Origin of the sequence: Bifidobacterium eulemuris (genome assembly GCF_014898155.1) — a bacterium.
Lineage (GTDB): Bacteria > Actinomycetota > Actinomycetes > Actinomycetales > Bifidobacteriaceae > Bifidobacterium > Bifidobacterium eulemuris.
In genome coordinates, this window is record NZ_CP062938.1 from 278,123 (window position 1) to 290,922 (window position 12,800).

The following is a 12,800-nucleotide window of genomic DNA, read 5'->3' on the forward strand; positions in this document are numbered from 1 at the left end:
CGCATCGCGCATCGCGGCACGTACAATATTTGAATATCGGTTCCATCGAGCATAGGGAGAGTGGCGTGGAAATACGCGCGTTGCGGTACTTCGTGACGATCGTGCAGGAGGAAGGCATCACCGCAGCCGCCGATGCGCTGCATGTCAGCCAACCCACCCTGTCACGCCAGATCAAAGATCTGGAGGGCGAACTAGGAGCAAAACTCTTCACCCGCGGCAACCGTGGTCGCGCTCTGGAACTCACCCGCGAAGGACGCATGCTCTACCGGCGCGCGTGCGAGATCATCGCGCTCGCGGACAAAGCCGAGACGGAGATCGCGACCAGCGAGACGGTTGAGGGAGATCTGCACATCAGCGCGGCCCAGACCTGCTCGATGCGAATCGTGGCCAAGGCGCTCGCCGCGTTGTGTGAACGGCATCCCGGCGTTGTGGTGCATCTGCAGGACGCCTACAGCGACGACATCATCGACCGGCTCAACAACGGTCTGACCGACTTCGGTCTGCTGGTGCAGCCGGTGGATATGAGCGGTTTCGACTACCTCGACATTCCCGGACTCGACCCTTTGGGCGTCGTGGTGCGCGAGGACCATCCGTTGGCGGGACGCGCGAGCGTCGATGTGGGCGAGCTCAAAGACATACGCGCCATTGTGCCCAAAGGCTCCATCAGCCGCAATGACGCGTTGGTGCAATCGCGTCGTCTAACCGATGGGCTGCTTGTGGTCGGTACGATGAATCTCGCCCATAACGCGGGTTATCTGGTGCGGGAGGGATTCGGCGCGATGATCTGCCCTGCGAGCGTGGCCGAGACGGGCGAGGGGAGCGGTCTGTCGTTCGTGCCGGTGTCGCCGGAGCATGTCGTGCGCGTGAGTCTGGCATGGAAGAAGAACCAGCCATTATCGCGGCAGGCCGAGGTCTTTCTCTCGCTGCTGCGTGACGTCATCGATGGCGAGTCTTCCGGCGATGCGGACGATACGGTATGACTACCGGAAATATATTCAGATAACAGATGTGTTTGGTATAAGTTTCTGTATTTGTATTCTTTTTTGTCGCGGCCTAACGTGAGGGATATCAGCGATCCCACACGTAAGGAGCACATCATGACAATCCCCACCCGCATTCTGTTCGTCGGCGCCACCGGCAGCATCGGACGCCTCGCCATCGACGAGGCGCTGCGTCAGGGCTACCATGTCCGCGCGCTGGTGCGCGACGCGGCACAGGCCGGACTGCCCGACGAGGTCGAACTGGCGGTCGGCGATCTGACGCGCCTCGAGACGTTCGAAACCGCGCTGGACGGCATCGACGGCATCGTGTTCACCCAAGGCTCGCACGCCAGCGCCGCCATGGTCGAAGCCGTCGACTACGGCGCCGTGCGCAACGCGCTGCTGGCGCTGCATGGGCGCAAGGTGCGCATCGCGCTGATGACCGCCATCGGCGTGACCTACATGGACTCGCAGTACAACCGCACCATCGAGGCGCATGATTGGAAGCGCCGCTCGGAACGTCTGGTGCGCGCGAGCGGCAACGAATACACCATCGTGCGTCCCGGCTGGTTCGACTACAACGACGACGACCAGCTGCGCATCACCTTTCTGCAGGGCGACACCCGCCGCAACGCCAGCCCCGAGGACGGGGTCGTAGCCCGGCGTCAGATCGCGCGCGTGCTCATCGACGCGCTTGGCTGCGACGAGGCCGCCAACACCACGCTCGAGCTCGTCGCCGAACACGGAGCGGAGCAGGAGGATCTGAAACCGTTGTTCGCCGCGCTCGAACGAGATCCGTCCGACGGCATCGACGGCGTGCTCGATGAGGACAACTTCCCGCTGTCTGCCCAGCCGGAACGCGTGCTCGACGATTTTAAAGCCGTCGAGCTCGTCCGTTGAGCACCTGCATCTCAAAGGATTGATTCGACGTTCAATCGTTGCAACGGCACTGCATACGGGGATGTCGGATAAGAATACGATAAGGAGAACATCATGGGCAAGACATGGATGATCACCGGCGTATCCATCGGATTCGGCCGCGAAATGACGGAGCAGCTGCTTGAACGCGGCGACGTCGTCACCGGCACCGTACGCGGTGAAAACAAGGTCAGGGACCTGATCGAACGCTATCCCGACACCTTCAACTGCCGTCTGCTGGATGTGACCGACGTGCCCGCGCTCCAGCGCACGGTCAGGGACGCCTTCGAGCGGCACGGGCGCATCGATGTGGTGGTCAGCAACGCCGGATACGGCCTGTTCGGCTGCGCGGAGGAGCTTTCCGACGCCGAGATCGACCATATCGTCGCCACGAACCTGGTCGGTTCGATCCAGTTCATCAAAACCTCGCTGCCGTATCTGCGCGCCCAAGGCGGCGGCCGCATCATCCAGATGTCCAGCTACGGCGCGCAGGTGGCGTTTCCCGCGAATTCCATGTACCACGCGACCAAATTCGGCATCGAAGGATTCTGCGAGGCGGTGGCGCAGGAGGTCGCGCAGTTCAATATCGGCGTGACCATGGTCGAACCGGGCGGCGCCCGCACCGAATTCCGCTACGGCAGCGCCAAAATGGCCGAGCTGATGCCGGAATATGAGAGCTGCCATGGATTCCTCACCATGCTCGACGCCTCCAAGGGACTGGCTCCGGGAGACCCCAAACGCATGGCGGAACGCATCATCGCCAGCGCGGACCAGGAACCCGCTCCGCTGCGCATGGTGCTGGGCAGCCAAGCGTTGGCGGCGACCATCGAACGGCTGGAAGACCGTCTGGCGGATTTCAAAACCCAGACGGAACTCGCCGCGTCCACCGATTTCTAGGTTTCTGCCATAAGACGAAAAAGGATGGGCCGCTCAACTCGAGCGGCCCATCCTTTTTCGTCACTTCTTTTTGGTGGTGTACATCTGCGTGTTGAGCAGCGTGGCGTAATGCTTGATCACCTTCGGACGGATCACCTTCATGGAGGCGGTCATCAAACCGTTCTCCTGGGTGAACTCCTCGGGCAGGATGATGAATTTGCGCACGGATTCGGCGCGGGAGACGCCGTCGTTGGCCTGGTCGACGAACTTCTGCACCTCGGCGCGTACGGCGGCGTTGTTCGCCGCGGCCTGCATCGACATGTTCCGATCCAAGCCCTTGGATTCCAGCCACGGCCGCAGCGACTCCTCGTCCAGCGTCACCAGCGCGGAGATGAACGGACGCTTGTCGCCGAGCACCAGCGCCTGCGAGACGAATTGGCAGCGCTGGATGATCTCCTCGATCGGGCCCGGGGCGACGTTCTTGCCGCCTGCGGTGATGATGAGATCCTTCTTGCGTCCGGTGATGTAAAGGAACCCGTCGTTGTCGAGACGACCCAGATCGCCGGTGGCGTACCAACCGTCCTCGGTGAACGATCCCTCGGTCGCATCCTCGTTCTTATGGTAGCGGGGAAACACGGCCGTGCCCTTGACCTGGATCTCGTCGTCCTCGGCGATGCGCAGGCTGAAGCCGGGGAATGGGATGCCGACGGAACCGGGATGATACGACGCGCCCAACGGGGTGAACGCGCAGGGGGCCGTCGTCTCGGTCAAACCGTACCCCTCGTAGACGGGGACGTTCGCGCCGCGGAAGAAGGCGAGAAGCTCCGGATCAAGCGGGGCGCCGCCGGCCACGATCCACTTGGCCCGACCGCCGAGCACATCGCGCAACGCCTTGTAGACCAGCGGGTCGAAGGCCGCGCGGCGCGTGCGGGTGAGCGCGCGCACCTTGCCCTCGCCAAGCTCGGCCATATAGTTCTGCGCGGCGACCACGGCCGCGGCGAACGCCACGCCCTTGGCGCCATGGCCGGCCTTCTGCGAGGCCGCGTTGTAGACCTTCTCCAGCACGCGCGGCACCACGATCATCACGGTGGGCTTGGCCACCTGCAGATCGGAGATCAGCGTCTTGATGCCCTGCGCGATATAGATATGCAGTTCGGAGGCCACCACGATGTAGTTGATCGCACGGGCGAAGGAATGCGCCTGGGGGAGGAACAGCAGCACGGAATGGCTTTTGTCGTGCAGCAGTTCCGGCATGTAGTTCGGCAGGTTGAGCGCCGTGGTGCAATAGTGCTCATGGGTCATCTCCACACCCTTCGGTGCCGCGGTGGAGCCGGAGGTGTAGACGATCGAGCAGAGGTCGGTTTTCTTGACCGAGTCGATGCGCTCGTCGAGGGCCTCGTCGCTCACGGACGCGCCATAGGCCTTGAGCTCGTCGAGTCCGCCGGTTTCGATGGTCGCGACATGCTCCAGCGAGGGACATTCCTCCACCGCGCCCTCGGCCTTGTCGCGCATCTCGGTGCTTTCGACGATGAGCAGACGCGCGTCGGAATTGTTCACGATATTGCGGATCTGCTCGGCCGAATCGGTGTCGTAGATGGTGGCGAGCACGCCGCCGCAGGCCATGACCGCGGCGTCGGTCAGATCCCACTCATAGGAGGTGCGGCACATGAAGGCCACGGCGTCGCCCTTCCTCAGGCCATAGTGCATCAGGCCTTTGGCCACGGCGCGCACCTCGGCGAGGAATTCGTTGGCGGTTTTGGTGATCCACTGGTCGCCGATCTTATAGGTATACAGCGGCTCGTCGCCCATGCGGGCGGCACGGTCTGCGTAGATGTCGTAGATCGACATGCCCTCGTCCAGCGGCGGATTGCCCTCGGTGTGCGAAGTCAGCAGCTTGGAGATCGCGTCGATGTCGGTGACGGTGGGGAATCCCGGCCCCCATTCGTCGGTGTGGGGCAGATCGACCTGGCTGGAGGAGGCGTATTCGCCGCCGGCGTAATCGGGCTGGCCCGCCGAATCATCACTGACCGGATGCACGAAATCAGCGCCCAGACGCAGCGCCTTGCGCGTCATATTCGCAGTCTGCTGCTTCAATGAGGAAATAACGGACACGTGATGCTCCTTGACAAGTCTTCTTCTTATATGACCTAAGCGGTTCTCAAAATGGCCAGTTTAGCCGGCAAAACGCGACACGTCACCTTACGCTACCGTAGGCGGAGAGCCCGCAAGAACGGTCAGCGCGCGAATGGAACAACCATGCGGTGCCCATTTGGCGGGATTCGTGGCCGCAAGCTCTGTGGTCTGGGTTACACTGTTCCGCTGTACACCAAGACCTGTTATGACAAGGTTTCGCATGCGTTACGACGTGTTATGACAAGGTTTCGTAAGAAGAAAGGGCTCTCATGGCTGAAACCCAGAAAGCCACGGTGACGTTCGGCGTCCTGAACGAGACGTCGGATATCGAGTCGCGCGTCGCGTTGACGCCCGACATCGTCACCCGGCTGGGCAAGAGCGGCGTCTCCTGCCTGATTGAAAGCGGCGCGGGTGCCGCCGCACAGTACACGGACGAGGATTACGCGAACGCGGGCGCGAAGGTCGCCTCCCGCGACGAAGTGATCGCCGGCGCCGACGCGCTCGGCTTCGTCGACCGTCCGTTCGCCGAAACGCTGGCCAAGGTCAAGGCCGGCACATGGATCATCGGCATGCTCGGCTCGTTCACCGACGCCGACTACGTCGCCTCGCTCGAGAACGCCGGTTTGGTCGGCGTCGCCATCGAGAAGCTGCCCCGCCAGCTTTCCTCCGCGCAGTCGATGGACGAGATGACCTCGCAGAACTCCGTTATGGGCTACAAGGCCGCCATCGCCGCCGCCGACGCCTACGGCTCCTTCCTGCCGATGATGACCACCGCCGCCGGCACGATCCGTCCGGCCAAGGCGCTGGTGCTCGGCGCAGGCATCGCCGGCCTACAGGCCATCGGCACGCTTAAGCGTCTCGGCGCGGTCGTCACCGCCTACGACGTGCGTCCCGCCTCCAAGGGCGAGGTCGAATCGCTGGGCGCGAAGTTCCTCGATCTGGGACTCGACTTCTCCGCGGGTCAGGGCGAGGGCGGCTACGCCCGCGCGCTCACCGCCGAGGAGCAGGCCGCCCAGCAGGCCGCGGTCGATGAGAAGGCCGCCGGCTTCGACATCGTCATCACCACCGCCAAGGTGCCGGGCCGCAAGCCCCCGGTGCTGCTCACCAAGGCCGGCGTCGACGGACTGCACCGCGGTGCTGTGATCGTCGACTGCGCCGCCTCCGACCTCGGCGGCAACGTCGAAGGTTCCGTGATCGGCGAGCAGGTCACCGACGGCGGCGTCAAGATCATCGGCGCCCCGTATCTGGCCTCCGGCGTCGCCACCACGGCCTCCAACCTGCTCAGCCGCAACGTGGCCGACGTGCTCGCCCACTTCGTGCGCGACGGCAAGCTGGCCCAGGACCTGTCCGAAGAGCTCGACGACGCGCTGGTCGTGGCCGGCCGCGCCGAAGCTCCGGCCGCCAAGAAGGAAGAGGAGTAAACCATGCCCACTCTTGTCGTTTCCATCACCCTGTTCGTCCTCGCCCTGCTCATCGGTATCGAGGTGATCGGCAAGGTGCCCGCCACCCTGCACACCCCGCTGATGTCCGGCGCGAACTCGATCCACGGCATCGTCATCGTCGGCGTCGTCATCGTCGCGGCCGAGGCCAATTCGCCGCTCGCGTATGTGTTCATCTTCCTGGCTGCCGTGCTGGGCACGATGAACGTGGTCGGCGGCTACGTGGTCACCGACCGCATGCTTGAGATGTTCAAGTCCAATAAGAACGAGAAGAAGGGGGAGAAGTAAGCCATGGCAACTGAAACCATCGGAGCCATCGACATCGTCGCCTGGTTCGTCTATCTGTTCTCCGCCGTCATGTTCGTGGTCGGCCTGCACTATATGAACTCGCCGAAGACCGCGCGCAAGGGCAATATGATCTCCGCCTTCGGCATGGTCGTGGCCGTGCTCATGGCATTCATCGTGCTGTTCGCCAAGGGATTCATCTCCACCGTGGCCGTGGTGATCCTCGTCGTGGGCATCGCCATCGGCGCGATCGCCGGCGTCGTTTCCGCCAAGAAGGTGAAGATGACCGATATGCCGCAGCTCGTCTCCGTGTTCAACACGGTGGGCGGCGGCGCGGCGGCCCTCGTCGCGCTCAACGACATCCTCACCAAGGCCGAAACGCCCGACATCGTCGTGCTCATCACCGCCGGACTCGGCGTGGTGATCGGTTCCGTCACCTTCACCGGCTCGCTGGTCGCCGCCGGCAAGCTGCAGGGCCTCAAGTTCATGCGCAAGCTCACGCTGCCCGCCAAGGGCGTGTGGAACGTGGTCTTCATCGCGCTCACGCTGATCGCCTTCGTGATGCTGTGCGTGCAGCCCGAGCAGCGTCTGCTGTGGAGCGTGCTGGCCACCGTGTTCGCCCTGTGCTATGGCCTGGTGTTCGTCATCCCGATCGGCGGCGCCGACATGCCCGTCGTGATCTCCGTGCTCAACGCCTGCACCGGCACCGCCGTGGCCATGTCCGGCCTCGCTATCGACAATGTGGCGCTGATCGTGGCCGGCGCGCTCGTCGGCTCCGCCGGCGTGACCCTGTCCATCCTGATGGCCCAGGCCATGAACCGTCCGCTGCTGTCCGTCCTCGCCGGCGGATTCGGCGGCGGTTCCTCGGCCGCCGGCGACGCCGAAGGCCCCGAAGGCACCATGAAGGAGACCACCGCCGACGACGTGGCCGTCCAGCTCGTCTACGCGGAGAAGGTCATCTTCGTGCCCGGCTTCGGTCTGGCCCAGGCGCAGGCCCAGCGCGAACTCGCCGACCTCGGCGAACTGCTCAAGGGCCACGGCGTCGAGGTCTCCTACGCCATCCACCCGGTCGCCGGCCGTATGCCCGGCCATATGAACGTACTGCTCGCCGAAGCCAACGTGCCCTACGAGGAGCTCGTCGACCTCGATGACATCAACCCGCAGTTCTCCAGCGCCAATGTGGCCCTCGTCGTCGGCGCGAACGATGTGACCAACCCGGCCGCCCGTCGTCCCGGCACTCCGGTCTCCGGCATGCCGATCCTCGACGTCGACATGGCGCAGAACGTCGTCGTCATGAAGCGCGGCCGCGGCAAGGGCTACGCCGGCATCGAAAACGAGCTGTACTTCAAGGACAACTCGCAGATGCTCTTCGGCGACGCGAAGGCTGGATTGCAAGCCGTCATCGCCGCCGTCAAGGAATTGATCGCATAACGGAGCGTCATCCGCGTTGTGGAGGGCTCGACGTACCGTGTGTACGCCTTCGCCCTCCACGCCTTGATGCCGCACACGTTATGCGACCAATTCGAATTGATCGCGTCACGGCACGACATCCGCTGGTATGGAAAGAGGGAGGATCTGAATGTCGTCCCTCTTTCCATACCAGCGGGCCTAGGTTCACAAATCGAACACCCGCGTGACGAAGCCGCCGACGCGCTTCCAGTAGCGAGCGGGATCGGTGCCCGCGCACATCGCATGTCCGGCCCCGACGACCAGCAACTTCTCGCGGTCGATCGACGAGCACGCCTCGTAGTTGGCCTCCATCGCGCGAACGGGAACGAATTCGTCCTCCGAGCCTTGAATGAACATCATCGGCACCGTCGTATGGCGAAGCTGACGCAGGCATGACGCCTCATGCAACCCATATCCCGCACGCCATCTCGCCATCAGCCCCACGCCGGCGAACAGCGGGGCGAACATCCAACGAGGCAATTTGCCCTGCATCGCGGCACCGGACATCAACGCATCCCACACCGAGGTGTATCCGCATTCCTCGATCGCCGCCACCACATTGCGGGGAAGGTCCGGTTCCCCGACGGTCATCATCACCGTGGCCGCACCCATGGAAATCCCCTGCAGCAGAATGCGCGCCTGGGGGTCGCTGGCGACGATCAGCGAGATCCAACGCATCAGATCACGACGCTCCAGCCATCCCATGCCGACATAGCGGCCCTCGCTCAGCTCATGCCCACGCGAGGCCGGCAACAGCACGGTGAATCCCATCCTGGCGAACCGACGGGCGTATTTCGCCACTGCTTCGGGCTCACTGCCATGCCCATGGCAGCAGATCGCATACAGATGCGCCTTGGGAGCGGCATGGTCGGGATCCAGCAGCCAGCCGTGCAGCAGCAGTCTATCGTCGCTGCGCACCGTAACCGGCTGTCGGGACGCGACGAACCAGTCGATGGCGTCGGCCTCTTCGGCCGCGTCCCGTCCCACTCCCGAGGGAATCCGCGTCTGCGGCGATGTCGCCACACCCGAGCGCATATCCAACGCGCGGGCGAACACGGTGTACGAAAGCGCCGCCCACCCTCCGGTCGCCGCCAGCAGCGACGAGGCGATAACCGCCGGGGCAAGGCCGCGTCCGGATTCGCGGATGGTGGGGGACAAGCGACGTGATGAGCCAGCCATATGACCTCGGTTCGTTGAGGGGTGATCGACATCCATCTTAGTCGTATGAGCGGCTCCACACGGTCGCGCTCCGGTAGAGGAGGCCAAGGAGGAACGCAATGTCCACGACATGTCTATACTGGTGAACTGTTGCTTTGGCGAGGGAAGCTGCATGGCAGACTTCCGTTATCGACTCGGCGTTCGACCCACTCCTTGAGTGTGTTCCTTCGGCGCGTCGATGCGTCGAAGCGGAATATACGAAACGATTCAAGGAGTCATCATGGCCGTTACCATCACCCTCGAAGGCGCCAAGCGCACCGAGTTCGGCAAGGGCGTGGCCCGCCGTCTGCGCGTCGCCAAGCTCATCCCCGCCACCATCTACGCCGGCGGCGCCGATCCCGAGTTCATCCAGCTCCCGATGAAGGAGACCACCCTGGCGCTGCGTCACAACAACGCCCTGTTCACTCTGAACTTCGACGGCGAGACCAAGATGGCCGTCGTCAAGGATGTGCAGCGCAACCCCGTCAAGCGCATCGTCGAGCATGTCGACTTCTACGAGGTCAAGGCCGGCGACAAGATCGACGTCGAGGTGCCGGTGTTCGCCGAAGGCGAGCCGAAGGGCGCCGCCGTCGCGTTCGTCGACATGCAGGAGCTCAAGGTGCGCGCCGACGTGGCCAACCTGCCCGAGAAGATCGTTGTGAACGTCGACGGCCTGACCGACGGCGCCAAGGTCCTGCTCAAGGACGTCGTCCTGCCTGAGGGCGTCGAGCTCGACATGACCGATCTCGAGGAGCCCGTCGTCTCCGTCACCGTGCCGGAGGACGCCTCCGCCGAAGCCGAGCCCGAGGCCCCGGCCGCCGAGTGATGATGGCGGGACCCGATCCCGCGACCATCGGCTGACAGCATCCGGACCCATGACCCGCCGTCATGGGTCCTTTGCGTTCAGCGCCCGGTTTTCACCATGTGAACCCCGTGCCGCATGGACGGCACCGGTGTGGAAAAGTAAAGTGCAGGCCCCATGCCACAAGCATCACGGGCGAACCCCAAGAGAATACGCCGCCTCGCGGCCGTACATTCCAAGAAGAAGTGACTATGACTGAAAACACGCATCACGATCCGGCCGCGCTCAGCAAGCTCGCCGAAGCGTTCACCGTCCTGCCGAACGATAACCCCGCCTCCGACGCCAAGCGCGCCGAACTCATCGACAAGCCCGCCTTCGGACAGCTGTTCTCCGACAATATGGCCCACATGAGCTGGACCAAGGGCGAGGGCTGGTCCGACCGCCGCATCGAACCGTACGCGCCGCTGAAGATGGATCCGGGCGCATCCGTGCTCCACTACGCGCAGGAATGCTTCGAAGGGCTCAAGGCCTATCGTCACGCGGACGGCTCCACCTGGCTGTTCCGTCCGGACGCGAACGCGGAACGCTTCCAGAACTCCGCCAAGCGCATGTATCTGCCCGAACTGCCGATCGACGACTTCCTCGGCTCCTGCGCCGCGCTCGTCAAGCAGGATGTGAACTGGGTGCCCTCCCGCCGCGAGTACACGCTGTATCTGCGTCCGTTCATGTTCGCCTCCGAACCCTTCCTTGGCGTGCGTGCCCCGCACGAGGTGGACTACTGCGTGATCGCCAGCCCCTCCGGCCCGTACTTCCCGGGCGGCGTCAAGCCCGTGAGCATCTGGGTGGAGGACAAGTGGTTCCGCACCGGCCCCGGCGGCACCGGCTTCGCCAAGTGCGGCGGCAACTACGCCGCCTCCCTGCTCGGCGAGTACAAGGGCATCGAGAACGGCTGCGAGCAGGTGTGCTTCGTGGACGCCGCCACCAAGACCTATCTTGAGGAGCTGGGCGGCATGAACATGATGGTCGTCCACAAGGACGGCCATGTGGAGACCCCGTCGCTGACCGGCAACATCCTGCCCGGCGTGACCCGCCGTTCCCTGATCCAGCTCATGCAGGACCATGGCCGCGACGTGGTCGAGACGATGATTCCGCTGGAGCAGCTGCTCGAGGACATCAAGTCCGGCGAGGTGACCGAGGTGTTCGCCTGCGGCACCGCCGCCATCATCACCCCGATCGGCCGCTTCAAGTCCGACAAGTTCGACGTGACCGTAGGCAACGGCGAATCCGGCGAGCTGACCGTGAATCTGCGCAACGAGCTGCTCGGCATCCAGCTTGGCGAGATCGACGATCCGCACAACTGGATGTGGAAGGTCTGCTGACCTGCGACCCAACCTTATGCGAGGGCTTCCGTTCCGGACGGAAGCCCTCTTTTCGTCTCGTGGAAAACGCGGCGCGCCTGAAGGTGGGGGAGCATGGGGTTTGTTATATTGAGGGGCGGCGAAAAGGAGATCTGCGATGGAAGTGGCGCTGGAAAGCAATGCGTTTATACTGGGCATCGAATATATGGCCATCTTCTGTTGCGGCATGGTCGGGGGATTGTCGGCCGTGCGCAAGGACTATGATCTCTTCGCCATCGTCATCACCGCGTGGCTGACCGCGCTCGGAGGCGGCATCATCCGCGATGTGATGCTTGACGTGCCTCCTGTGGGCATCACCGACAAAGGCTTCGTGCTCACCGCGCTGGCGTCCGGCATCGCGGTGGCGGTGATCCACCCGGAAGTCGACAAGCTCAAATGGCCGATGCTGACCATCGACGCGCTGGCCGTCGCGTTGTTCGCCGTGAACGGCACGGCCAAGGCCATGGGATTGGGATCGTCGGGCATGACCGCCGCGTTCATGGGCATGTTCACCGCGTTGGGCGGCGGGTTGGTGCGCGACATGCTGATCAACGAGGTCCCGATGGTGATCCGCGACAAGCACTGGTACGCGGTACCGTCGGCGGTGGGCTGCCTGCTGACCGTTTTCGTATGCAAGGCGCTGAACGCTGGCTGGATCAATCTTGAATGGGAGATGGCGTTGGAGCTCGCGATCGTAGCGGTGGTGGTGATTATGCGGCTGCTGTCGGTGAAATTCAATCTCACGGTGCCGGGCGCGGTCGAGCGTCGGCATGTGTATCTGTAGACGACCGTCGCACGGACTTGCCCCTCGATCTCACCTGTGAGACCCTTTTGTGCAGCTCAAACGCACATGATATTCGATACTTCGTTGGGATTCCGCCAAAATCACGATGTGCGGCCATGTGCGCATCCGTAAGAAAAAGTCGCACGGAGCAGTGCGACGACCTGCTCCGTGCGACCCCAAGATATGAAAAAACCGCACCCCGAACGGGGTGCGGTTTTTTCATATCTCACAGCGCGTTGATGGCGACGGCGAGACCGGACTTGCGGTTGGCGGCCTGGTTCTTGTGAATCACGCCAGCGCCGGCGGCCTTGTCGAGCTTCTGAGCGGCGACCTTGTAGGCGGCCTCAGCGGCGGCCTTATCGCCGGCGGCGATGGCCTCGCGGGTGGCGCGGATGGCGGTCTTAAGACCGGACTTCACGGCCACATTGCGCTTGTGCGCCTTCTCGTTGGTCAGTACGCGCTTCTTCTGCGACTTGATGTTTGCCAATGTAACTCCAAACGACGTTTGCTATACGGACATACAAAACAGAGATGATAGCA

At 63.4% G+C, this 12,800-nt stretch carries 12 protein-coding genes; 9 read left to right on the forward strand and 3 right to left on the reverse strand.

The window, feature by feature from the left end; genetic code table 11:
* The first annotated feature begins 65 nt into the window (after nucleotides 1-65).
* The 3 genes from BE0216_RS01250 (at nucleotide 66) to BE0216_RS01260 (ending at nucleotide 2,795) form a co-directional block, all read left to right on the forward strand.
* On the forward strand, nucleotides 66-980 hold the full coding sequence (locus tag BE0216_RS01250; RefSeq protein WP_094636277.1) for a LysR family transcriptional regulator: 915 nt from the start codon (nucleotides 66-68) through the stop codon (nucleotides 978-980).
* 117 nt (nucleotides 981-1,097) lie between these two features.
* Nucleotides 1,098-1,880 carry an SDR family oxidoreductase gene (locus BE0216_RS01255; RefSeq protein ID WP_094636276.1) on the forward strand — a complete coding sequence of 261 codons (783 nt, stop codon included), beginning with the start codon at nucleotides 1,098-1,100 and terminating at the stop codon, nucleotides 1,878-1,880.
* A 93-nt stretch (nucleotides 1,881-1,973) separates the two neighbouring features.
* Nucleotides 1,974-2,795, forward strand: coding sequence for an SDR family oxidoreductase (locus BE0216_RS01260; RefSeq protein WP_094636275.1), 822 nt, complete (start codon nucleotides 1,974-1,976; stop codon nucleotides 2,793-2,795).
* 60 nt (nucleotides 2,796-2,855) lie between these two features.
* On the opposite strand, the gene BE0216_RS01265 is transcribed toward BE0216_RS01260, so the two are convergent.
* Complete coding sequence (locus BE0216_RS01265) at nucleotides 2,856-4,886, reverse strand: AMP-dependent synthetase/ligase (RefSeq protein ID WP_094636274.1); 2,031 nt, start codon at nucleotides 4,884-4,886, stop codon at nucleotides 2,856-2,858.
* Nucleotides 4,887-5,176: 290 nt separating this feature from the next.
* Here BE0216_RS01265 and BE0216_RS01270 point away from each other — a divergent pair, with 290 nt between their 5' ends.
* From BE0216_RS01270 to BE0216_RS01280, 3 genes are read left to right on the forward strand one after another with little or no spacing between them, the layout of a single operon-like run.
* Nucleotides 5,177-6,328: a Rossmann-fold NAD(P)-binding domain-containing protein gene (locus BE0216_RS01270; protein ID WP_094636273.1), complete on the forward strand. Its 1,152-nt coding sequence runs from the start codon at nucleotides 5,177-5,179 to the stop codon at nucleotides 6,326-6,328.
* A gap of 3 nt (nucleotides 6,329-6,331) precedes the next feature.
* A complete protein-coding gene (locus BE0216_RS01275; protein WP_072726667.1) occupies nucleotides 6,332-6,634 on the forward strand; it encodes an NAD(P) transhydrogenase subunit alpha in 303 nt (100 codons plus the stop codon).
* Nucleotides 6,635-6,637: 3 nt separating this feature from the next.
* Nucleotides 6,638-8,062 (forward strand): NAD(P)(+) transhydrogenase (Re/Si-specific) subunit beta, encoded by a 1,425-nt coding sequence (locus tag BE0216_RS01280; RefSeq protein WP_193042821.1) that lies wholly within the window; start codon nucleotides 6,638-6,640, stop codon nucleotides 8,060-8,062.
* Nucleotides 8,063-8,245: 183 nt separating this feature from the next.
* Here the strand turns inward: BE0216_RS01280 and BE0216_RS01285 are convergent, their stop codons facing one another.
* The gene (locus BE0216_RS01285) at nucleotides 8,246-9,259 is read right to left on the reverse strand and encodes an alpha/beta hydrolase (RefSeq protein ID WP_094636272.1); all 1,014 of its coding nucleotides are present in this window, start codon (nucleotides 9,257-9,259) and stop codon (nucleotides 8,246-8,248) included.
* A gap of 259 nt (nucleotides 9,260-9,518) precedes the next feature.
* Here BE0216_RS01285 and BE0216_RS01290 point away from each other — a divergent pair, with 259 nt between their 5' ends.
* From BE0216_RS01290 to BE0216_RS01300, 3 genes are all read left to right on the forward strand, one after another.
* A complete protein-coding gene (locus tag BE0216_RS01290; protein ID WP_094636271.1) occupies nucleotides 9,519-10,103 on the forward strand; it encodes a 50S ribosomal protein L25/general stress protein Ctc in 585 nt (194 codons plus the stop codon).
* A gap of 227 nt (nucleotides 10,104-10,330) precedes the next feature.
* Nucleotides 10,331-11,458 carry a branched-chain amino acid aminotransferase gene (locus BE0216_RS01295; RefSeq protein ID WP_094636270.1) on the forward strand — a complete coding sequence of 376 codons (1,128 nt, stop codon included), beginning with the start codon at nucleotides 10,331-10,333 and terminating at the stop codon, nucleotides 11,456-11,458.
* A gap of 136 nt (nucleotides 11,459-11,594) precedes the next feature.
* Nucleotides 11,595-12,260, forward strand: a complete 666-nt coding sequence (locus tag BE0216_RS01300; protein WP_094636269.1) for a trimeric intracellular cation channel family protein — start codon at nucleotides 11,595-11,597, stop codon at nucleotides 12,258-12,260.
* Nucleotides 12,261-12,486: 226 nt separating this feature from the next.
* Here BE0216_RS01300 and rpsT read toward each other — a convergent pair whose 3' ends face one another.
* A complete protein-coding gene (rpsT, locus tag BE0216_RS01305; RefSeq protein WP_072726661.1) occupies nucleotides 12,487-12,747 on the reverse strand; it encodes a 30S ribosomal protein S20 in 261 nt (86 codons plus the stop codon).
* Between the last annotated feature and the right edge of the window lie 53 nt (nucleotides 12,748-12,800).